Below are 21,715 nucleotides of genomic sequence, written 5' to 3'. Positions count from 1 at the left end.
GCGGAAAGTTTCTCCGGTAGAGAGTATTGACGAGCCACTGTCAAACCCTCAATCATCCCTCCCTGAGCAACCGACCATAGTTCGACATTTCGAACCACGTCGATCCTGAGCGAAGTGCCGTTCCGGTGAGGCTCGCACCAACGCATCAACGCATCCGTCCCGGTGGTAGCGGACGAGGCTTTCCCCTGCGCTCCAGTCACTCCGTGCTGTCTACCTTGGAGGCACAGCCATGGGCTTGCACGCCCTTCCCAGACTCCATGTCCGCCACAAGCTCCGCGCCCTGCTGCCGGCGCTGGTCGTCGGCGCCCTCGGTGCGGCCGGCGCACTGGTCGCACCGCCGACCGCCCACGCCGCCGAGACCACGCTCGGCGCCGCGGCGGCGCAGAGCGGCCGTTACTTCGGCACCGCCATCGCCTCGGGCAGGCTGGGCGACTCGACGTACACGACGATCGCGAACCGCGAGTTCAACTCGGTGACGGCCGAGAACGAGATGAAGATCGACGCCACCGAACCGCAGCGGGGCCAGTTCAACTTCACCGCCGGTGACCGCGTCTACAACTGGGCGGTGCAGAACGGCAAGCAGGTGCGCGGCCACACCCTGGCCTGGCACTCCCAGCAGCCCGGCTGGATGCAGGCCCTCAGCGGCAGCGCGCTGCGTCAGGCGATGATCGACCACATCAACGGCGTGATGCGCCACTACAAGGGCAAGATCGCCCAGTGGGACGTCGTGAACGAGGCCTTCGCCGACGGCAGTTCGGGAGCCCGCCGCGACTCCAACCTGCAGCGCACCGGCAACGACTGGATCGAGGTCGCCTTCCGCACCGCGCGCGCCGCCGACCCGGCCGCCAAGCTCTGCTACAACGACTACAACGTCGAGAACTGGACCTGGGCCAAGACGCAGGCCATGTACAACATGGTCCGGGACTTCAAGCAGCGCGGCGTGCCCATCGACTGCGTCGGCTTCCAGGCGCACTTCAACAACGACAGCCCCTACAACAGCAACTTCCGCACCACCCTGCAGAACTTCGCCGCCCTCGGCGTCGACGTGGCCGTCACCGAACTCGACATCCAGGGCGCCCCGGCCTCGACCTACGCCGCCGTGACCAACGACTGCCTGGCCGTCCCGCGCTGCCTGGGCATCACCGTCTGGGGTGTGCGCGACAGCGACTCCTGGCGGCCGCAGCACACGCCGCTGCTGTTCAACAACGACGGCAGCAAGAAGCCCGCCTACACCGCCGTCCTCAACGCGCTCAACGGTGGCACCACCACGCCCCCTCCGGGCGGCGGACAGATCAAGGGCGTCGGTTCGGGCCGCTGCCTCGACGTGCCCAACGCCACCACCACCGACGGCACCCAGCTCCAGCTGTGGGACTGCCACACCGGCACCAACCAGCAGTGGACGCACACCGCCGCCGGAGAGCTCCGGGTCTACGGCAACAAGTGCCTGGACGCCGCCGGCACCGGCAACGGCGTCAAAGTCCAGATCTACAGCTGCTGGGGCGGCGACAACCAGAAATGGCGCCTCAACTCCGACGGATCGATCGTCGGCGTCCAGTCCGGCCTCTGCCTCAGCACCGCCGCGAGCGGCACCGCCAACGGCACCCTGATCCAGCTCAACTCCTGCTCGAACAGCAGCAACCAGCGCTGGACCCGCACCTGATGGGGACCGCCCACCAACGAAAGGGGGCACGATGACCTGGTGGTCACGGCTCGCCGCCGTAGTGGCGGCGGCCCTCGCGATCGGCATGCTCACCGCGGTGAATCCGGCGCCCGCCGAGGCGGCGACGGTGGACACCAATGCCTGGTACGTCCTCGTCAATCGCAACAGCGGCAAGGCGCTGGACGTCTCCGGCACGTCCACCGCCGACGGCGCGCGGGTCAGCCAGTGGACGCGCACCGACGGAGCCAACCAGCAGTGGCAGTTCGTGGACTCCGGCGGTGGCTTCTACCGCCTCAAGGCCCGGCATTCGGGCAAGGTTCTCGACGTGGCCGGCTCCTCGACCGCGGACGGTGCCGCGATCCAGCAGTGGGCCGACCACAACGGGGCCAACCAGCAGTTCCGCCTGGCCGACTCCGACGCGGGCCACGTCCGGCTGATCAACCGCGCCAGCGGCAAGGCCGTGGAGGTGCAGGGCGCCTCCACCGCCGACGGCGGCAACGTCGTCCAGTACACCGACTGGGGCGGCGCCAACCAGCAGTGGCAGATGGTCAAGCTGGCGTCCGGTGGCGGCGGCGGATGCGGCAGCGCCCCGACTCTGACGAGCGGCACGCACACGATCCAGAGCGGCGGCAAGACCCGCAGCTTCATCCTCAGGGTTCCCGCCAACTACGACAGCAGCCACCGCTACCGGCTGATCTTCGCGTTCCACTGGCGGGGCGGAACCGCCGGCGACGTCGCCTCGGGCGGCACGAGCGGGAGCGCCTGGTCCTACTACGGCCAACAGGAACAGTCGAACAACAGCGCGATCCTCGTGGCCCCGCAGGGCCTCGGCAACGGCTGGGCGAACTCGGGCGGTGAGGACGTCACCTTCGTCGACGACATGATCCGGCGCATCGAGGCCGGTCTCTGCGTCAACCCGGCACAGCGCTTCGCCACGGGATTCAGCTGGGGCGGCGGAATGAGCTACGCACTCGCATGCAGCCGCGCGAACGTCTTCAGGGCCGTCGCCGTCATCTCCGGCGCCCAGATCAGCGGATGCAGCGGCGGCACCCAGCCCATCGCCTACTTCGGAATCCACGGCATCAGTGACAACGTCCTCAACATCGGGCAAGGACGGTCCCTGCGCGACACGTTCGTCCGCAACAACGGCTGCACCGCCCAGAGCCCGCGCGAGCCCGCGCCGGGCAGCCGAACGCACATCACCACCACCTACTCCGGCTGCCGTGCCGGATACCCGGTCCAATGGGCCGCGTTCGACGGAGGCCACATACCCGGCCCGGTCGACGGCTCCGGCGGCGAAAGCGGCGTCACCACCTGGACCAAAGCCGAGATCTGGAGGTTCTTCGCACAGTTCCAGTGCCCCCCCCCCGCACCACGGAGTGGAGCCGGAATGATCCCGGCTCCACTCCGTGGATGCCCTGCTGGGCCCGGAAGGTCAGCTGCCGTGCACGGCGCTGACCAGGTCGGGCAGGAGCTTCGCCGCGTTCGGCGTCCCCAGCCCGGTGACGGGGTCCCATCCTGTGCCGGCCGCGTAGCCCGGGACCGACGTCTCGGCGGCGTTGTTGCCCACGGTGACGTCGTTGAAGTCGGCCGCGTAGGTGGCCGGGTCGGACGCGAGCTTGTACAGAGCCGGGTTGATCCGCCCGAGTCCACCGTGGTTGATCTGGGCGGCGATGGAGACCAGGCCCGCCCACTGAGGACACGCCAGTGACGTGCCGCCGATGTCGTACCAACCCGTGCTGCACGGTGTGCTGCCGCACTTCAGCCCGCTCTGGCCGTCGGGCGGGAGGGACACGTACACCAGTGCTCCCGTCGACGGACTCGCCTGCAGGGAGATGTCCGGAACGCCGCGCATGGACCCGATGGCCGTGCTGCCGGCCGGCAGCACGCCCGACTGGTAGTCCGGCTTGGCGAAGACGCTGCTGTAGCCGCCGCCGGAACCGGTCCAGCCGGTCTCCGACTGGCCGGGGGAGTTCTGGCAAGCCCCCGGCGGGGAGGCGCTGTCGACGACCCTGCCGCTGGTGGCGCCCGGGTCGGTGCACAGGTTCGTGCCTCCCACCCCGGTGACCAGCGGGTCGGATGCCGGCCACTCCACGGCGGGACCGGAGAGCGTCGACCCGCCCTGGCCCACCGGTGTCTTGGCCGAGCCGGCGCTTCCGTCGTCACCCGACGAGCCGAGAACGGTGACGCCGTTCTGCGCCGCCGACTTGAAGGCGTAGCGCAGTTTCTCCAGCGACTGGGCGCTGCCGAAGGCGCCCTCCGCGGAGGCGAACGACTGGGAGATGACGGTGGCGAGGTGATGCTCGACGACGTACTGCTCGGCGGCCATCATCTGAGGGAAGCCCTGTACCCCGAGAGTCTCGGCGGTGGGGGTGGTCACCAGCAGGATGTTGGCGCCGGGCGCCATGGCATGGGCGGTCTCGACGTCAAGAGCCACCTCCAGCGCCCACGCGCTCTTGTCCTCCTGCCCGGGGCTGCTGCTCGTGGACGGCGGCGCTTTGGTGGCGGGCGAGCCCTGCAGATGAAGCTCGCTGAAGGTCGGCATGCCGGACGCGCAGCTGACGCCCTCTTCCCCGCACATGGGCGCGATGCCGAATGCACGGTCGAAGACATGCAGGTCGTGGGCCATGGTGTCGCTGCCGTAGGAATCGACGACGGCGATCGTCTGACCGCGTCCGTCGTCCCCGGCCGAGTGCAACGGGCCCACGTTGTAGGCGGCTTGGATGGCCTGTGGGGTGAAGCAGCGGCGCCCTGCGGAAGCGCACTGCGACTGGGTGGGTGGGGTCTGGCCGGTGGTCACCTGTGTGTAGTCGGCCACGGCAGGCCGTACACGCGGATAGGCGGCCTGGTGGGCCGCGCTCATCGTGGGGACGGCGCCCGCCGCCGCGAGGCTGAGGGTTCCCACCCCCGCGAGCAGCCACCGTCTGATGGTGCGTGCCATCAGAGTCCTTCCTCGAGTGTGAAAGGGGATGTGGGCGTCCGCCACCTCAGGTGGGGGGTGGGTACAGGGGGTGCGGACGGGGCGAGGCTAGCCCTCGCGGCTGCCGCGCCAACACATTCGTCCTGTCAACAACGATCAAAGAATGGCCCTAGCCGAACGGGTCGAGCGGACGGCCCACACGGATGTGACGCTCCCCACCAGCCCGGAATGAAAGGCGACGATCGGGCAAGGCTCACGCGCATGTCGCACATGCACAACACTCGGCAGGTGACGTGATGGCGGCGGCGGCCGGGGCCACCCGGACGCTGCCCGGCACAGCGACCGCAGCCGAGGCCGCTTCCACACCTCCGGTGCCTTCGCTGCCGTCGCTCACGGGACTTCGATGGATGGCGGCGGTGCTGGTCTTCGGGCTGCACGTGCGCAACTTCGGGTACTTCGGTGGTACCGGCGGGCGTGTCGCGACGTGGGGGTTCGGGGCCGGGGCTACCGGGGTGTCGTTCTTTTTCATCCTCTCCGGCTTCGTCCTGATGTGGTCCGCACGGCCGGGAGACCGAGCACCGGCGTTCTGGTGGCGGCGCATCGCCCGGATCTATCCGGTCCACCTCGTCACCGCCGCGATCGCGCTGCTCATGGGCCTCACCCTGGCCCATCAGGCGAAGCCCACCCTGTATCAGGCCCTGGCCAATGTCCTCCTGGTGCATGCCTGGTGGCGCCCCTGGTGGCAGACACTGGATCCCGTCAGCTGGTCGCTCGCGTGCGAGGCGTTCTTCTATGCCGCCTTTCCGCTGCTGGCTCTCTGGCTGCGCCGCCTGGGAGCCCGGGGATCGGCCGTCCTGGCCGGTCTGTCGGTGCTGTCGGTGTTCGTGCTGGCGTGGTCGGACGCGCACCACTGGCTGGGCCGGCCGCTCTACTCCTTCCCCGCCGCCCGCCTCCCCGAGTTCGTGCTCGGTGCCGCTGTCGCCCGCATCGTCAGTCTCGGTCAGTGGCGCGGGCCCGGCCCGCGAGCCTCACTCGCCGTGGCGATCATCGGCTACTTCCTCGTCCCCCACGTCCCCGCCGGATACCCGGCCACCACCTGTACCCTCATCGGCTTCACCCTGCTCATCCCGGCTGCGGCCGTCGCCGACCTGCGCGGTCTGCCCTCGATGTGGCGGCACCGAAGGCTGGTGCGGCTGGGCGAACTCTCCTTCGCCTTCTACATGATCCATCTCCTGGTGCTGCGGTTCGGCACCGATCTGCTCGGCACCTCTCCGCACTTCGGCGTGCTGCCCGCGCTGACCACCACCGTCGTCGCGTTCACCGTGGCACTGGGGTTGTCCTGGGCCTTGTACGAGGGTCTGGAACGCCCGGCCAGACGGCTGCTCCTGCGCCTTGCTGTGGGCCGGCCGAGGGGAAGGCGCCTGGCGGGAAAGAGATCAGGTCAGGCGCCTTTCCCGAGCGCCTAGAAGAAGCCCAGTTTCTTCGGCGAGTACGACACCAGCAGGTTCTTCGTCTGCTGATAGTGGTCGAGCATCATCTTGTGGGTCTCGCGGCCGATGCCCGACTTCTTGTAGCCGCCGAAGGCCGCGTGGGCCGGGTAGGCGTGGTAGCAGTTGGTCCAGACGCGGCCCGCCTTGATCTCGCGGCCCAGGCGGTAGGCCGTGTTGCCGTCGCGGGTCCAGACGCCCGCGCCGAGGCCGTACAGCGTGTCGTTGGCGATCTTGAGGGCCTCGTCGACCGAGTCGTACGTGGTGACCGAGACGACCGGGCCGAAGATCTCCTCCTGGAAGATCCGCATGTCGTTGGTGCCGCGGAAGATCGTCGGCTCGATGTAGTAGCCGCCCTCCAGGCCGGGCACCGTCCGGGAGTTGCCGCCCGTGACGACCTCGGCGCCCTCCTTCCTGCCGATGTCGAGGTAGGAGAGGATCTTCTCGTACTGGTCGTTGCTCGCCTGCGCGCCGATCATCGTGGCCGGGTCCAGCGGGTCGCCGCCGACGATGGCCTTGGTGCGTTCGACGCAGCGGGCCATGAAGTCGTCGTAGACGGACGACGGGATCAGCGCGCGGGACGGGCAGGTGCAGACCTCGCCCTGGTTCAGCGCGAACATCACGAAGCCCTCGACCGCCTTGTCCAGGAAGTCGTCGTCGGCGGCCATGACGTCGGGCAGGAAGATGTTCGGGCTCTTGCCGCCCAGTTCCAGCGTGACGGGGATGATGTTCTCGCTCGCGTACTGCATGATCAGGCGGCCGGTCGTGGTCTCGCCGGTGAACGCCACCTTCGCCACGCGGGGGCTCGACGCCAGCGGCTTGCCCGCCTCGACGCCGAAGCCGTTGACGACGTTGAGCACGCCGGGCGGGAGCAGGTCGGCGATGAGGTCGATGACGTAGAGCAGGCTGGCCGGGGTCTGCTCGGCCGGTTTGATGACGACGCAGTTGCCGGCCGCCAGCGCGGGCGCCAGCTTCCAGGTGGCCATCAGGATCGGGAAGTTCCACGGGATGATCTGGCCGACCACGCCCAGCGGCTCGTGGAAGTGGTACGCGACGGTGTCGGCGTCGATCTCCGCGATGCTGCCCTCCTGAGCGCGGACGACGCCGGCGAAGTACCGGAAGTGGTCCACGGCCAGCGGGATGTCGGCGGCGAGCGTCTCGCGGACCGGCTTGCCGTTCTCCCAGGTCTCGGCGACCGCGATCTTCTCCAGGTGCTGCTCGATGCGGTCCGCGATCCGGTTGAGGATGTTCGCGCGTTCCGCGGTGGACGTGCGGCCCCACCTGTCCGCCGCACGGTGCGCCGCGTCCAGGGCGAGGTCGACGTCGGCCGCGGAGGAGCGGGCCACCTCGCAGAAGACCTCGCCGGTCACGGGGGTCGGGTTCTCGAAGTAGCGGCCCTCGACCGGGGCCACCCAGTCGCCGTCGATGAAGTTGTCGTAGCGCCGGGCGAAGTCGACGATGCTGCCGTCGGTTCCTGGGTGGGCGTACACCATGGCGGCTCTCCTCGGGGCAGGTCGGGTGACGGCCACGCCGTCGTGACGCCCCTCACTGTGCGACCGGGAGGTTGGCACAAGGTTGGCGCCGCAGCGGGACCGTCCTTCGCGTCCCGGCGTCCCCGCGTTCCGGCGTCCCGGGCCGACCGTCCTTCGCCCCGGCCTCAGTCGCGCAGCGCCGTCGTCAGCCTGCCCCTCGCGATCGCCCTTCGCGTGTCCCCCGGCCCCAGCAGACGCAGCGCGTGCTCGTGGATCTCCGCGTCGTACGGGGCGCGTTCGCCGTAGCGCAGGGCGTGTTCGGGACGCGTGCTCGCCAGCACGGCCTCGCGTACGGCCACTTCCAGGCGGGTGCGCCACTCCTCGATGCCGGGCGCCTCGGAGCGGGGGAGCAGCGGGCCGCCGTACAGGCGCAGGGCGGTGTCCGTGTCGCCCTGTTCCAGCGCGCGCAGCACGTCCGCGGCGTCGCAGGACACGGGGGTGGTGAGGGCGTAGCGGCGGGGCGAGACGCCGCCGCCGAGGGCGCGGCGCAGGTGGGAGATCTCCGCCTTGAAGGTGGACGCCGTGACCGGGCGGTCGCCGTACAGGGCGGCGCGCAGCCGCTCCGGGGAGAAGCCCTCGGGTTCGAGCGCGAGCAGGGTGAGGATCTCCAGTTGGCGGGGGCGCAGGGCGAGTCGCCGCCCCTCCCGTACCGCCCGCTCGGCGCCCAGGCAGGTCAGCCGCACCTCGCCGGGGCCGGACACCGCCTCGGAGCCGAGGCGGGCCTCGATCGTGGACACCAGGGTGCGTACGGTCGACATGGCCAGGGGATGCGAGCGGTCCCAGGTCGTGGACAGGTCCAGTACGCCGAGGACGCGACCGTCCGGGCCGTGCACGGGGGCGCAGTAGCAGACCCAGCCGTGCAGCGCCGACACCAGGTGCTCGGCCGAGAAGACGGAGCTGGGGCGGCCGGTGCGCAGGGCGAGGGACAGGGCGTTGGTGCCCATCGCCGGCTCGTCCCACCGGCCGCCCGGCGCGAAGTTGACCCGCTCGGCCCGGCGGCGCATGGTCGGGCCCCCGCAGGTCCACAGGATGGTGCCGGACTCGTCGGTGACCGCCGTGACGAACCCGGCGTCCTCGGCGATGCTGCGCAGTTCCCCGGCGAGGGCGGAGACCGGCCCGTACAGCGGTGAGGACGTCCAGCGCTGATGGACCCGGCCGGCGTCGGTGACCGGTGCGCTGTCCCGGGCGGGGTCGACGCTGCTCAGCGAACGCGCCCAGGACTCGGTCACCTCGTGGCGCAGCGCGGCGCTGCCGCCCGGCCGGGTGCCCGGAACGCTCAGCCGCGGCACCCAGCGGGACCACTCGTGCTCCAGCACGGCCCTGCGCTGCCGGAGGTCAGGGCGCTGTGACATGGCCTCTCCCCGCCGTCGTCCCGGGACGGCCGGCGCCGGGCTCGGGGCCCGGGCCGGTCGTCGGCGTGACGACAGTGTTACCGGATTCCCGCCGCCGGGGCGAGAACCCGGTTCGAGCGGAGGACGCCCGCGCGAGGGGACCCGGGCGTGTGCTGAACGGGCGACCGCCTGACTGGATGTTTGTCCGGTGCCCGCATGCCGCCGTCCGGGTGACGGGTTCACTCGACCCGACGGAGGGGGTCCCGGCCGCGTACCACCGGCGCGCTGTGCCGCGTTGCCCTGGCATGGACAGTACTGAGACGGCGCGGCGCCTTCTCGCGGCCGATGCCGCGCCCCGGCCGTACGCCGAACTCACCAGCGGTTACGCGGGCCATCCGCCGATCTACGCGGCCCTGGTGGCCGAGTGGGAGGCCCGCGGCCACGCGGTCCCGGAGCACCGCGACGGCCAGTGGGTCTCCTTCGCGGCGCCGGCCGAGAGCGAGACCTGGACCGCCGTCACCTCGTGGACCGCCGGCCGGCACATGGGCCCGGTCGTCCCGTCCGGGCCCCGCCTCACCAGCCGTCCGGCACCACAGGGTCCGCGCTGACCGGTGCCAGCACGGCGAGGGTGCCGGTGGCCTCGCGCAGCGCCGACTCGAGGGTGCCCGGGCGGTGCAGCGTGCCCGTGCCGTCCGGCGGGACGAGCCACTCCAGGCGTCCGGCGGGCCGGTACGGCGGCGGCACGGCGACCCAGGATCCCCGGCCGACGTGCCGGACACCGAAGCCGATCCACTCGCTGGCCGGATCGGGTGGCAGGAAGAACCCCACTCTGCGCGCGGCGGAGTCCACCAGGGTGGGGCCGGGCACCTTCAACGGGTCGCGCCACAGGATGTCCAGGGCGAGCAGGCCGAGCCGGTCGGGGACGGAGAGCACGTCCCAGTAGCGCCCGGCCTCCACGACCGCCGTCCCCGTGCCGTGGTCCCACTCGCGCTTGCACTCCTGCGGATCCGTGGCCGCCGCGGCGAGCCACTCGACGGCTTGCTTCCACATGACGCTCTGCATGGCCACCCCAGGCGCAGTCGGCGGCGCCGCGAGGGCGCGCGCGGGACACGGGCCGGTGGCCCGCGGGGTTTCCGCGTGCCGCCCGGCCCTGGCCATGCTCGTAGATATTTCTACGCGCTGGAAGGGGTGGCGCGGTCTGGCGTTTACGTCGTGCCTGTCCCGGTCGAAAGGGTGCACGCGCAGGTGCTACCCGTAAGGCATCGGTCAACTCCGCACGCGTCCATGGTGCTCATGCGCTGGCTTGACCCGTGCGACCGGCCGCAAGGGTGTCACCAGCGGGGCAGCCGCAGCTCGTAGTCCGGCCGGAACCGCCGCATGTAGCCGGTGTCGTCCCGGCTGCGCATCCCGGAGTCCACGTACCGGCGGTGCAGCCGCTCCAGCCGGTCGTGGTCGAGTTCGACGCCCAGCCCCGGCCCGGTGGGCACCTCGACCTCCCCGTCGCGCAGCTCCAGCACGCCCGGCACGATCACGTCGTCGGCCGAGTTCCACGGGTAGTGCGTGTCGCAGGAGTGGTCGAGGTTGGGGATGGCCGCGGCGACATGGGTCATCGCGGCGAGGCTGATGCCCAGGTGCGAGTTGGAGTGCATCGACAGGGCGAGCCCGAACGCCTCGCACACGGCGGCCAGTTCACGGGTCCGGCGCAGTCCGCCCCAGTAGTGGTGGTCGGTGAGCAGGACCTGGATCGCGTTCTGCTCGACGGCCGGCTTCAGGTGCTCCCAGGCGATCACGCACATGTTCGTCGCCAGCGGCATGGGCGAGACCTTCGCCACCTCGGCCATGCCGGGAATGCCCTTGGTCGGGTCCTCCAGGTACTCCAGGACACCGTCCAGTTCACGGGCCACGTACGCCGACGTCTCCACCGTCCACGCCACGTTCGGGTCCAGCCGCAGCGGCTGCCCGGGGAAGGCCTCCGCCAGCGCCCGCATCGCGGCGATCTCCTCGTCGGGCGGGAAGACACCGCCCTTGAGCTTGAACGACCGGAAGCCGTACCGCTCCTGCATCAGCCGGGCCTGCTCGACGATGCCGGCCGGGTCGAGCGCCTCGCCCCAGTCGTCGGCGATGGCGGGACGGCCGTCGAGCGCGGGGTGCTCGGCCCACTTGTAGAAGAGGTACGCGGCGAACGGCACCGAGTCGCGGACCCTGCCGCCCAGCAGGTCGCTCACCGGACGGCCGAGCAGCTTGCCCTGCGCGTCCAGGCACGCGACCTCCACGGCCGACGTGGTCCAGCCGCGCTCGTGGGAGCTGGGCACGGTCGGCCGCAGCGCCGCGTCGATCGCGGCGGAGACGGCGGTGGCGTCGAAGACGTCCATGCCGACGACCACCTTCGCCGCGGCGTGCAGCCGCTCCAGCCGGGCCGTGCCGCCCGGGGACTCGCCGAGCCCCACCGTGCCGTCCTCCAGGACGAGCTGGAGGACGATCCGCAGGGCGAGCGGCTCGTGCACGCCGTTGGAGTTGAGCAGCGGCGGGTCACCGAAGGCGATCGGGGTGACGATCAGCTCACGGATGCGCGTCGGGCTCATGCGCCGACCACCTCCAGACCGCGGTCGATGAGTTTCGCGAGCCGGGCGAGGTGCTCCGGCGCCGGATCGAGCAGCGGCGCCCGTACGCCGCCCACGTCCAGGCCGCGCAGCGTCACCCCGGCCTTCACCAGCGACACGGCGTAGCCGGGCACCTCGTCGCGCAGGGCGACCAGCGGACCGTAGAACTCGTCGAGCAGCAGGGACACCAGGGCGTCGTCGCCCTCCGCGAGCGCCCGATGGAAGGCCAGGGCGATCTCCGGGGCGAAGGCGAACACCGCCGAGGAGTACAGCTCGACGCCGACCCCCTGGTACGCGGGCGCGGTCATCTCGGCGGTGGGCAGGCCGTTGAAGAACTGGAAGTCCTCCCCGCCCGGCACGGCACGCACCGCGCGGACGATGCGGTGCATCCGCTCGATGTCCCCGATGCCGTCCTTGAGGCCGACGACCCCCGGCAGGGCGGCGATCTCGGCGGCCGTCCGAGCGGTGAGCCGGGCGGTGCCCCGCTGGTAGAAGACCACGGGCAGCCCGGTGGCGGCGGTGACCTCCTCGACGTACCGCACCAGGCCCTGCTGCGGGGCGCTGACCAGGTAGGGCGGCAGCAGCAGGATGCCGTCGGCACCGGCGCGTTCGACGCGGGCGGCATGGTCCCGGGCGACCGGCGTGGGGCCGCCGGCCGCCGCGAGGACCGGCACCCGGCCGGCCGTGGTCGCGACGGCGACCCGCGTGGCCCGCTCGATCTCCTCCGCCGACAGCGCGTGGAACTCGCCGGTGCCGCAGGCGACGAACACGCCTCCCGCGCCCGCGGCGACACCCGACTCGATGTGCTGGGCCAGCCGTTCCTCGTCCAGTGAGCCGTCCGCCGCGAACGGCGTGACCGGGAAGAACAGCACTCCTTCGAACTTCATGTCTCCCTCAGGGGTGGGGGGTTGTCAGCCCTTGGTGGCACCGGCGGTGATGCCGGTGACCAGCGAGCGCTGGAGGAGCAGATAGACGATCAGACTGGGGACCAGGGCGATCACCGCACCGGCCAGCACCACTCCGGAGCCGACCTCGGGGTCGGTGCGCAGGATGGACAGGGCGACGGTGACCGTGTAGTCGGTGGGGTCCTTGGCGGCGATCAGGGGCAGCAGGTACTGGTCCCAGATCATGATGAAGCCGAGCACCCCGGCCACGCCGAGCGCGGGCCTGCACAGCGGCAGGATGACCTGCCACAGCATCCGCAGCTCGCCCACGCCGTCGATGCGGGCGGCCTCCTCGATCTCGGCGGGGATGTCCTTCATGAACTCGGTGAGCACCATCACCGAGAACCCCCACGCGCCGAGCGGCAGGATCACGCCCCAGACGGTGCCCTTCAGGTCGAGGCCGACCACGGGCACATGGCCGAGGACCAGTGACAGCGGGATGGCGATGACCTCCTCCGGGAGCATCATCGTCAGCATGAACAGGGTCAGGACCAGCGCCTGACCGCGGAACTTGTGCCGGGCCAGGGCGTACGCGGCGAGCGTGCAGACGACGAGCTGGAGCAGCAGTGCGCCGCCCGCGATGACCAGCGAGTTGCCGAAGTAGTCCCAGATGCCGCGCTGACCGGCCACCTCGAAGTTGAGCAGGGTCGGGTGGTGGGGGAGGAACGACAGGGTCGAACCGCTGGCCTTCTCGCTGAACGAGCCGGAGAAGATCGTCAGGAACGGCGCCGCGAAGACGCCCAGGGCCAGCAGGCAGAGCAGGACGCGCAGCGCCCAGGCGGGGCCGGGCCGGTCGCTCCAGCCGAGGGCGGTGTCGAAACGGGCGGGGGTGGTGTGCTGCTTCCCGGCGGACTGCCGCGCGGGGGAGGCGGTCACCGGTGTCCGGACGGGGTCGATGGCGGGAGCGCTCATCGCGCGTCTCCCCTCTTGCGGAGGTAGTTGACCGTGACGGTGAGCAGCAGCGTCACGCAGAGCAGGACCACGGAGGCGGCCGAGGCGCCGCCGATGTCGTTACGGGTGAAGCCGAGGGTGTAGGCGCGGGTCATCCACACGTCGGTCGATCCGGCCGGGCCGCCGCCGGTGAGGACGTACACCTCGGTGAAGACGCGCAGTCCGCGGATGGCGGCGAGGGTGAGGACGATGCCGAGGGCGGGGCGGATCGCCGGCAGCGTGATGTGCCGCAGCCGCTGCCACAGCGAGACGCCGTCCATCGCCGCGGCCTCGTACAACGACCGGTCCACGCCCGCGAGGCCGGCGAGGATGATCACCATGTTGTACGGGGCGAGCATCCAGATGCCCATGGCCATCGTCGCCCACAGGGCCGTGTCGGGGTTGTCGAGGTAGGGCACGGGCCCCAGGCCGAGCAGTCCGAGACCGCTGTTGATCAGGCCGTCGGAGGTCGGGTAGTACATCAGCCGCCACATCTCGCCGACCACCGCGGTGGCGGTGACGACGGGCAGGAACACGGCGGTCCGGATGATCTTCAGCGACCGGGCCTGGCCCTCCAGCAGCAGCGCCAGCGCGAAGCCGACGACGATGCCGCCGAGGGACATCCCGAGGCCGAGGAGCAGGGTGTGCCCGATGGCGTCCTGGAAGCGGTGGTCGCTCAGCACCCGGGTGTAGTTGTCGAGGCCGACCCACTTGTCACCGAGGAAGGGCCGCACGTCGAAGAAGCTGAGCCAGACGCCCTTGCCCATGGGCAGGAACTTGAAGACGAGGGCGAGCAGCAGGGCCGGGGCGAGGAACAGCCAGGGCAGTACGGCCCTCTTGCCCGGGAACCGGACTCTGCGGGGCCCGGGCGTCGTCACGGTCGCGGTCATTTCAGCAGCTCCTGGTCCTTGAGGTCACCGGCGAGGGTGTCGTTGAGCTCCTTCAGGCCGGAGCGGACGTCGCTGCCGCAGTACGTGAAGATCGCGTTCAGCGCGTCGGCGGTGTCCTGCTTGATCGGGGCGAAGTCGGGGGCGTTGGGGAACTGCACGGAGGCCGTCTCGTACGCCTTCTGCACGACGCTCCAGCGGGGGTCGTGCCGCACCTCGGCCGCGTCGAGGGTGGAGTTCACGGGGATGCGGACCACCGGCTGGTGGTCGCCGGTCATGGCGAGCGTCTGGCCCTCGGGGGAGATCAGGAAGGCGGCGAGCGTCTGCTCCAGCTTCGCCTTCCCGGTCTTCGCGCCGAAGTAGATGTTCTCGCCGTCGGCCAGCACGTCGTTGTTGCCGGCCGGGCCCGACGGCGCGGGCAGCACCTCGTACTTGTCCTTGCCGAGCGCCTTGTCGAAGGTGGAGATGTTGTACGGGCCGGTGAGGTACATCCCGGCGTTGCCGTCCTGGAAGTTGGTGGTGTTCGCGGTGACGGAGGTCAGGGCGCTGGGCTGGATGACACCGTTGTCACCACAGAAGAGGTTGTCCTTCATCCAGGTGACGGTGCGCAGGGCGGCCGGGGAGTCCATGGCGGGCCGGTAGCCCGAGCCGTCCTGCTCGAGGATCCGCACCCCGCCCTGCCACAGCCAGCTGGCGCCCCACCAGGCGACATAGCCGTTCTGCGCGCTGCCGGGCACGACCATGCCGTACGTGTCCTTCTTGCCGTCCCCGTCCGGGTCGCGGGTGGCGAAGGCCTTGGCGAGGGCGAGCGTGTCCTGCCAGGTCTTCGGCTGCGGCAGGCCGAGCTTCTCGCGCCAGTCCTTGCGGACGAACAGCGTCATGGCCTGCCGGGAGTACGGGATGCCGTAGTGCCTGCCGTCACGGCCCACGGTGGACGCCCAGGACTTGGCGGTGATCTCGTCGTGGCCCGCGATCGAGGCCGGGGCGATGGGCTTGAGCAGGCCCTGCGCCTGGTAACTGCCCATCAGGGCCGTGTCGTTGATCATGACGTCCGGCAGGTCCTTGGTGGACGCGCGGCTCTGCAGCTGTTGGTCGAAGTTCATGACCGGCTGGTAGTCGATCTTGATGCCGGTCTTCTTGGTGAAGGCGGCGAACACCCGGTCGTAGGTCTGGGCGGACTCCGGATCGCTCCGGGTCCACACCTCCAGCGTGTTCGGATCGCCGGCCCGGGCACTGCCGGAACCGGAGCCGCAGGCGGCCGTTCCGAACAGGAGCCCCGAGACGGCGAGCGCGGCAGCCAGGGGGCGCGCGCGGCGGAGCCGCATGTCTGTGCAGCGTCGGCGATCCCGCATGGATGGTTCTCCGTTCATATTCGTGAACTTCCTTCACGAATCTAAATGATCGGCCAAGCTACGGATTGTTTCCTCGCCATGTCAATACATGGCCAAAAGATTTCACCTCTGCCACACGCGGCCCGGACAGGGCCCGGAAACGACAGCGGCCCCCACCGGATGGACCGGTGGGGGCCGTCTGCGAGGAGACCGGGAGGTCAGCCGTTGCGCTGGGCGTTCTTCTTCTTGACGCGGGCCGCTTCCTTGCGGACCTCCGCCTGGGTGGCGCGCTCCCGCGCCAGCCACTCGGGGCTCTCCTGCTTCAGTGTCTCGATCTGATCGGTGGTGAGGGGCTCGGTGACGCCCCCGCGGGCGAGCCCCGCGATGGAGACGCCGAGCTTCGCCGCGACCACCGGGCGGGGGTGCGGGCCGTTGCGCCGCAGGTCCTGAAGCCACTGCGGCGGGTTCGCCTGGAGCTCGTTCAGCTCGGCGCGCGAGACGACACCCTCCCGGAACTCGGCGGGGGTGGCCTCGAGGTACACACCCAGCTTCTTCGCCGCGGTAGCGGGCTTCATCGTCTGGGCGCTCTGGTGCGACGTCATGCCGTCCAGCCTATCGAGCGTGTGCGCGAGCCCCGACCACGGCCGGTAACCTGGCCAGGTGACAGGCTCGGATGAAACTCGCCCGTTCCGGCTCGTATACGTCCCCGGGGTGATGCCCGACAAGTGGGTGCGCGTCTGGAACGAGCGGTATCCCGACGTCCCGTTGACCCTCACGCAGGTGCCCGCAGCGGCGGCGGCCGACCGGCTGCTGGGCGGGGACGCCGACGCGGGCCTCGTGCGGCTGCCCGTGGACCGTACGGTCTTCAGCGCGATCCCCCTCTACACCGAGCAGACCGTCGTCGTGGTGCCCAAGGACCACCTCGTCACGGCGGTCGACGAGGTGTCGCCCGAGGACCTCGCCGACGACATCGTGCTGCACCCCCTCGACGACGTCCTCGACTGGGAGACGCCTCCCGGACGGCCCGCCTTCGAACGCCCCGCCACCACCGCCGACGCCGTCGAACTGGTCGCGGCCGGCATCGGCGTCCTGATCGTCCCCCTGTCGCTGGCCCGCCTCCACCACCGCAAGGACCTCACCCACCGCCCGCTCAAGGACGCTCCTGAGTCGCGCGTGGCCCTGGCCTGGCCCGAGGAGGCGACGACGGACCAGGTCGAGGACTTCATCGGCATCGTCCGCGGCCGCACGGCCAACAGCACCCGGGGCCGCGCGCGGCCCGCGGCACAGGACCAGCCCAGGCGTACGGAGAAGCAGGAGGCCCGGCGGAAGCCGACGGCGGCCGGGCAGCCGGGCGCCGACCGCCGCCGAAGCGGCAACGGCGGTACCGCGAAGGGCGGCAGCAAGCGGGGCAGGCCTCGCCGACGGTCCTAGCTTCCGCGTGATCCGGTGTTCGCCGCTGTCCGCGCCTGCCGGCAGGGCCGCTCAAGCCTTCGTTCCGGTGCCCGGGCCCATGCGGCCCGGGCGCGGTGTCCGGCCCCGCTCACCCCGCCGACGGCGACGGCTGCGGCGCCCCGAAGGACGGGTTGGGGGCGACGGTCTGGAAGTCCTTCAGGTCCTCGGGGACCGGCAGCACGCGGACCGGCGCGCCCTGCTGCGGAGGCGGGGGCGTCGTCTGCTCCTGGGGCAGCTTGGGCGGGGCGGTGATCTGGAAGCTGACCTGCTCCTGGTTGATCAGGCCGGTCTTCTCCAGGACCGTGATGTGGTCGAGAACGGTGTCGTTCGTCATGTCGGCCAGTTCCCGCACGAGGCTGTTGCGGGTGGTCGCCCGGATCTTGGCGATCGTCGGGAAGATGCCCCCGTGCGCGACACGCATGATGGTCACGGCCGTGGACTCGAACTCCTTGCCGGAGCTGCCCTCCGCCGTCGCCACGAACTGCTGCTGCTGCGGCGACGGCTCGTTCGGCAGCGTGATTCCCAGGTCCGTGGACACCTTGCGGCACCCCGCGTCCAGCCGGCCGTGACCCACGAGCAGATGCTTGGCGACCTCCTGCATCTCCGGCGACGAACTCCGCTGCTGGATCAGCTGCCCCAGCGGGTACTCCCACAGCCCGGCCGCGCGCACGCGGACCACGAAGTCGCGGTCCGCCTCGGTCAGCGGACCCCACTGGGTGTTGGCGATGATGCGGTCCTGACCGGAGGCCGCGTTCTCCACGCCCAGCATGCTGGGGTAGGCGAGTGCGGTGAGCGTGAGGATCATCGCACCGCCCACGAACGCGGTTCCTGCCGTGCTGCGCGAGATGCGCATCGTGCCTCCTGGGATATGAACGGCCCAACGCCAGGAAGTACGGATGCCGGGAGCGAAACAATCACCGCTGCCGCAAAAAACTTCGTACGACGCGCGGGCCGTTCAAGCATCTGAACGGCCCGCCGTGCACGGGCGGTTCAGGGCCGGTACGAGGCCGCGCCCGCCGTGCTCACCACCTCGTTGCCGTCCGTCCTGCTCAGCAGTCCGGCCGCCACCCACGCGTCCACCGTCGACCGGACCCGGGCCACCAGCGCCCCCTTGTTCCGGAACGGTGCCCCGGCCCACACCTCGTCCAGGAGCGTGGTGCCGTCGGGCTTCGCGGGGTTGGCGACGCCGGAGTCCCGGCCGCCGAACACGAGCTTCGGCTCCGAGCGCCGGAAGTAGGCGTGCGTCGGGTCCTCCGTCCCCTCGGAGAACGGCGCCCACTCCCGGCCGTCCAGCGTGAAGTGCAGCGGCTTGCCCGGCACCGGCGTGAGGGAGTGCGTCAGGTCGCCGGAGAGACCGGCGTCGCCGTACAGTCCGACCTTCAGCCACTCCGTGGCGGCATCACGGGCCACCAGGTTGACCGGGCCGTGGAACAGGGTCTGCAGCGACGGGTCGTCGAGGGCCTTCTCCACCCGCGTCCGGAACGGTATGGCGACGCGGACGGTGTCGCCGGCCCGCCAGGTCCGGGACACGTCGAAGTAGCTCCCCGGCTTCGGAGTCCCCGGGACCGCACGCCCGTTGACGGTCACCCGGAACCCGCCGGTCGCCCACGACGGCACGCGCAGCCGCAGCGTGAACGAAGCCCGCCCGCCCCCGAAGGTCAGCGTGCTGCCCTGCTCCTCGGGGAAGCGGGTGGTCTGCGTGACCGTGACGCCCTTCTCCGCCCAGGTCAGCGTGGACGGGCTGTACAGGTTGACGTACAGGGCGCTGCCGTCGGCCTTGGCGAAGTACACCGAGTCCTGGTACTTCGTGGCGCTCTCCATGCCGGTGCCCTCGCAGCAGGTCGTGCCCTGCTTGGGCGTGTAGTCACGGACATGACCGGGCGTCAGCCCGATGAAGTACGTGACGAGCGGCTTCTCCGCGTCGGGCTTGTCCTGCTTCGAGCCGAGGACCTGGTTGTACAGGGCCCGCTCGTAGTAGTCCATGTACTTCGGGTCCTGCTCGTGGAAGAACAGGGTCCGGCTCAGCTTGAGCATGTTGTACGCGCAGCACGTCTCGGCCGTGGTCGCGCTGATCGTGCCCGCGATGACGTCCCGGGCCTTCCAGAACTCCTGCGTGCTGGTGCCGCCGATGCCGTACATGCGGTGCGGGACGACCATGTCCCAGAAGTTCCTCGCCGACGTGAGGTAGCGCTCCTCGCCCGTCTCGTCGTACAGCCGCACGTAGCCGGTGAAGATCGGGATGTGCTGGTTGGCGTGCAGACCGTCGAGGATGTCGGTGTCCGCGGCGCACGCGTCGATCAGCCGGTCCAGGTCGAACAGCTTGGCCAGCGCGAGGTGTTCGGCCTTGCCGGTGATCGTGTGCAGGTCGCAGATCGCCTCGACGATGCCGCCGAACTCGCCGCTGGAGAAGATCCCCCACATCCGCTGGAGCGTGGACTCCGGCAGTCTGGACAGCCGGGAGTACATCCAGTCGCACATGCCGGACGCGAGGTCCAGGGCCCGGTCGTCGTCCGTGGCGGTGTAGGCGTCGAGCAGACCGCGCAGGATCTTGTGCGCGGTGTAGTACGGAGCCCACACCTTGGTGTAGTCGGAGGTGGTCCGTGACTCCAGGTCGATGAACTGCGTCTCCGGGTACGCCGCGAGGAACCCGGGGTGGCTCGGCCCGCCCCAGGTGCGGCGCAGGGTGGCGGTCAGGCCCCGTCCGGAGGCGTCCGCGAAGGTCCCGCCTGACGTCTCGCCGAAGGCGTACGACGCCAGGTCGCCCCGGCCCGTCGAGGCGTCGGCCGCCGGGCGGCTCTGCAACTCGGTGATCTCGGCGGCGGTCAGCGCCCGCGAGAAGACGTCGAACCCCTCGTAGGCGCCCGCGAAGACGGGGTCGGCGGAGTAGTTGGAGCGGCCGAGCCAGTTGTTCTTCGGCGTGCCGAGCGAGGAGGGGGTGAGTGTCATCGCGGTGTTGCGTGCGACGGCGGTGCCGTTGACGTAGAGGGTGCCGGTGCCGTCCGCGAGGGTGACCGCGAGGTGGCTCCACCGGTTCAGCGGCAGCGGGGCCGTGCCGTCGATGGCCTGCTCGCCGCCGGCGCCCGACGTGGTGATGGCGAAGCGCGGCACTCCGGCCTGGTTCCGGGCGGCCAGGTACAGGTACCGGTTCGTGTCGTCGCCGAAGTCGAGGACCCGGGCCCAGTTCGCGTCGTGCGTGGGCCGCACCCAGACGGAGAGAGTGATCGCCGGGGCCCCGCCGAGCACGGCCCCTGGAAGTTCCACGTACTGGTAGGAGCCACGCACCTGGTCCGCTGCGGTCCCGAACTTCCCGGGGATGCTCAGCACCGCCGGATCACGCCGCAGCGCCGCGCGCACCTCGGTCAGCGCGCCCACCATGGTGCCGATCCGGTCGGCGAACACTCCCTCCCCGGTGCTGCGGTACGCCTGCGCCAGCATGGTCAGGAAGTGGCCCGTGTAGTGGCCGCGCAGATTGCCGTTGGCCTCGCCGTCCAGCCCCTCCCAGCCGCCCGGCGCGACCGCGCCGCCCGTGGCCAGACCGGCGTTGGCGCGGAACACCTGCAGCAGCCGGTTCACGTCGTAGCCCCGCGCGTGATCCAGCATCAGCTGCCGTTTGTCCGCGAAGACGCCCCGGCCGAGCGCCACGTCCTCCAGTCCGAAGGGCCGTACGGTCCAGGCGGACGGGGCGGCGGCCGCGGCGAGCGCCGCCGCCGCGGGGACCGCCGCGGCCCGGCCCGTCGCCGTGGGGGAGAGCGCGGGGACGGCCGCGGCGAGGGTCGCGGCCTGGAGAAGGGATCGTCTGGACAGGGGCCGTGCCATGGATGGTCCTCCACGGGTCCACAGTGCTCACGAGAGTTCGGAATATCGAACCTTGTGCGAGAGGTCGACCAGACCCTAGGGAGGGGACGGGAGAGCGTCAACGGGTCGGGAGCGGCGAGTTCAGGAAAGGCCGGCCGAGCGCGCCAGCCAGTCGTACGCCGCCCGTGCCGTGAACTCCTCCTGGCCGCCCCGCAGGAGCAGGCCGGCGGTGGCGAACTCCGGTGCGTCCGCCTGCGCCGGGACGTACGGGATCGCGATGCAGCGCATCCCCGCCGCGTGCGCGGCGGCGGCGCCCGGGGCGGCGTCCTCCAGCACCACGCAGTCGGCCGGGTCCGACCCGAGCCGGCGGGCCGCCTCCAGGAAGACGTCCGGGGCGGGCTTGCCGTGCGCGACCTCGTCGGCCGAGACGACGGTCGGCAGGAGGGCGGCCAGGCCCGTGCCGGACAGGACCGCCTCGATGGCCTCGGGCGATGACCCGGAGGCCACGGCCATGGGGACGTCCTCGGCCGCCAGCAGCTCGACGAACGCCCGCATCTCGGGGTACGCGCGCGTGGAGGTGCGGGCCAGCTCCAGATAGCGGCGGTTCTTGTCGCTGAACAGCTCCTCCACGGAGGCCCGCAGGCCGTACCGCTCCTTCCAGTCGGCCACGGTCTCCTGCGTGCTGATGCCGACGTACCGCTCGTGGTCCGCCCAGCTGAAGTCGGGGACGCCGTGCTCGGCGAGGGTCTGCCGGCCCGCCTCGTAGTAGTTCGGCTCGCTGTCCACGAGCGTTCCGTCGAGATCGAAGATGACCGATATTCCATGGAGATGGCTCATGGCGCCCAT

17 protein-coding genes and 1 pseudogene are annotated in these 21,715 nt (G+C 70.9%); 5 read left to right on the top strand and 13 right to left on the bottom strand.

Annotation, left to right across the window (positions count from 1 at the left end; translation table 11 throughout):
- Positions 1–229 precede the first annotated feature (229 nt).
- Together C1703_RS03880 and C1703_RS03875 are read left to right on the top strand one after the other, a co-directional pair.
- Positions 230–1,660, top strand: a complete 1,431-nt coding sequence (locus C1703_RS03880) for an endo-1,4-beta-xylanase (protein ID WP_114250555.1) — start codon at positions 230–232, stop codon at positions 1,658–1,660.
- 85 nt (positions 1,661–1,745) lie between these two features.
- Positions 1,746–3,017, top strand: a pseudogene (locus C1703_RS03875) (RICIN domain-containing protein); the annotation flags it as partial.
- Between the two features lie 78 nt (positions 3,018–3,095).
- Here C1703_RS03875 and C1703_RS03870 read toward each other — a convergent pair.
- Positions 3,096–4,601 carry a S53 family peptidase gene (locus C1703_RS03870; protein ID WP_114250554.1) on the bottom strand — a complete coding sequence of 502 codons (1,506 nt, stop codon included), beginning with the start codon at positions 4,599–4,601 and terminating at the stop codon, positions 3,096–3,098.
- 275 nt (positions 4,602–4,876) lie between these two features.
- On the opposite strand from C1703_RS03870, the gene C1703_RS03865 reads away from it, so the two are divergent.
- Positions 4,877–6,046, top strand: a complete 1,170-nt coding sequence (locus tag C1703_RS03865) for an acyltransferase (RefSeq protein WP_114250553.1) — start codon at positions 4,877–4,879, stop codon at positions 6,044–6,046.
- On the opposite strand, the gene adh is transcribed toward C1703_RS03865, so the two are convergent.
- Both adh and C1703_RS03855 read right to left on the bottom strand, forming a co-directional pair.
- Positions 6,043–7,560, bottom strand: coding sequence for an aldehyde dehydrogenase (gene adh / locus C1703_RS03860; RefSeq protein ID WP_114250552.1), 1,518 nt, complete (start codon positions 7,558–7,560; stop codon positions 6,043–6,045). The two genes, C1703_RS03865 and adh, sit on opposite strands and share 4 nt — an antisense overlap.
- A 164-nt stretch (positions 7,561–7,724) precedes the next feature.
- A complete protein-coding gene (locus tag C1703_RS03855; protein WP_114250551.1) occupies positions 7,725–8,951 on the bottom strand; it encodes a helix-turn-helix domain-containing protein in 1,227 nt (408 codons plus the stop codon).
- A 284-nt stretch (positions 8,952–9,235) separates the two neighbouring features.
- Between C1703_RS03855 and C1703_RS03850 the strand changes: the two genes are divergently transcribed.
- Positions 9,236–9,538 carry a hypothetical protein gene (locus tag C1703_RS03850; protein WP_114250550.1) on the top strand — a complete coding sequence of 101 codons (303 nt, stop codon included), beginning with the start codon at positions 9,236–9,238 and terminating at the stop codon, positions 9,536–9,538.
- On the opposite strand, the gene C1703_RS03845 is transcribed toward C1703_RS03850, so the two are convergent.
- The 7 genes from C1703_RS03845 to C1703_RS03815 all read right to left on the bottom strand — a co-directional run bounded on the left by C1703_RS03845 (position 9,504) and on the right by C1703_RS03815 (position 16,224).
- A complete protein-coding gene (locus C1703_RS03845; RefSeq protein ID WP_114250549.1) occupies positions 9,504–9,992 on the bottom strand; it encodes a hypothetical protein in 489 nt (162 codons plus the stop codon). The genes C1703_RS03850 and C1703_RS03845 overlap by 35 nt on opposite strands.
- Before the next feature lie 269 nt (positions 9,993–10,261).
- Positions 10,262–11,512 (bottom strand): glucarate dehydratase family protein, encoded by a 1,251-nt coding sequence (locus C1703_RS03840; protein WP_114250548.1) that lies wholly within the window; start codon positions 11,510–11,512, stop codon positions 10,262–10,264.
- Positions 11,509–12,417 (bottom strand): 5-dehydro-4-deoxyglucarate dehydratase, encoded by a 909-nt coding sequence (locus tag C1703_RS03835; protein ID WP_114250547.1) that lies wholly within the window; start codon positions 12,415–12,417, stop codon positions 11,509–11,511. Before C1703_RS03835 ends, C1703_RS03840 begins: the two co-directional genes overlap by 4 nt.
- Positions 12,418–12,441: 24 nt before the next feature.
- Positions 12,442–13,386 carry a carbohydrate ABC transporter permease gene (locus tag C1703_RS03830; RefSeq protein WP_114250546.1) on the bottom strand — a complete coding sequence of 315 codons (945 nt, stop codon included), beginning with the start codon at positions 13,384–13,386 and terminating at the stop codon, positions 12,442–12,444.
- The gene (locus tag C1703_RS03825) at positions 13,383–14,294 is read right to left on the bottom strand and encodes a sugar ABC transporter permease (protein WP_114250545.1); all 912 of its coding nucleotides are present in this window, start codon (positions 14,292–14,294) and stop codon (positions 13,383–13,385) included. The genes C1703_RS03830 and C1703_RS03825 overlap by 4 nt, the downstream gene beginning before the upstream one ends.
- Entirely contained in the window at positions 14,291–15,616 is a 1,326-nt protein-coding gene (locus tag C1703_RS03820; protein ID WP_114250544.1) for a sugar ABC transporter substrate-binding protein, read from the bottom strand. Before C1703_RS03820 ends, C1703_RS03825 begins: the two co-directional genes overlap by 4 nt.
- 224 nt (positions 15,617–15,840) lie before the next feature.
- Positions 15,841–16,224 carry a DUF5997 family protein gene (locus tag C1703_RS03815; RefSeq protein ID WP_114250543.1) on the bottom strand — a complete coding sequence of 128 codons (384 nt, stop codon included), beginning with the start codon at positions 16,222–16,224 and terminating at the stop codon, positions 15,841–15,843.
- Positions 16,225–16,282: 58 nt separating this feature from the next.
- Here C1703_RS03815 and C1703_RS03810 point away from each other — a divergent pair, with 58 nt between their 5' ends.
- Entirely contained in the window at positions 16,283–17,053 is a 771-nt protein-coding gene (locus tag C1703_RS03810; RefSeq protein ID WP_114250542.1) for a LysR family transcriptional regulator substrate-binding protein, read from the top strand.
- 109 nt (positions 17,054–17,162) lie between these two features.
- Here C1703_RS03810 and C1703_RS03805 read toward each other — a convergent pair whose 3' ends face one another.
- From C1703_RS03805 to C1703_RS03795, 3 genes are all read right to left on the bottom strand, one after another.
- Positions 17,163–17,927 (bottom strand): DUF4142 domain-containing protein, encoded by a 765-nt coding sequence (locus C1703_RS03805; protein WP_114250541.1) that lies wholly within the window; start codon positions 17,925–17,927, stop codon positions 17,163–17,165.
- Between the two features lie 137 nt (positions 17,928–18,064).
- Positions 18,065–20,890, bottom strand: a complete 2,826-nt coding sequence (locus tag C1703_RS03800; RefSeq protein WP_114250540.1) for a beta-L-arabinofuranosidase domain-containing protein — start codon at positions 20,888–20,890, stop codon at positions 18,065–18,067.
- A 120-nt stretch (positions 20,891–21,010) separates the two neighbouring features.
- Positions 21,011–21,706, bottom strand: coding sequence for an HAD family phosphatase (locus C1703_RS03795; RefSeq protein WP_114257277.1), 696 nt, complete (start codon positions 21,704–21,706; stop codon positions 21,011–21,013).
- Positions 21,707–21,715 lie beyond the last annotated feature (9 nt).

The sequence above is a fragment of the Streptomyces sp. Go-475 genome (genome assembly GCF_003330845.1).
Taxonomy (GTDB): domain Bacteria; phylum Actinomycetota; class Actinomycetes; order Streptomycetales; family Streptomycetaceae; genus Streptomyces.
Note: the sequence above shows the minus strand (reverse complement) of the source record. Positions and strands in the feature narration are given on the sequence as shown.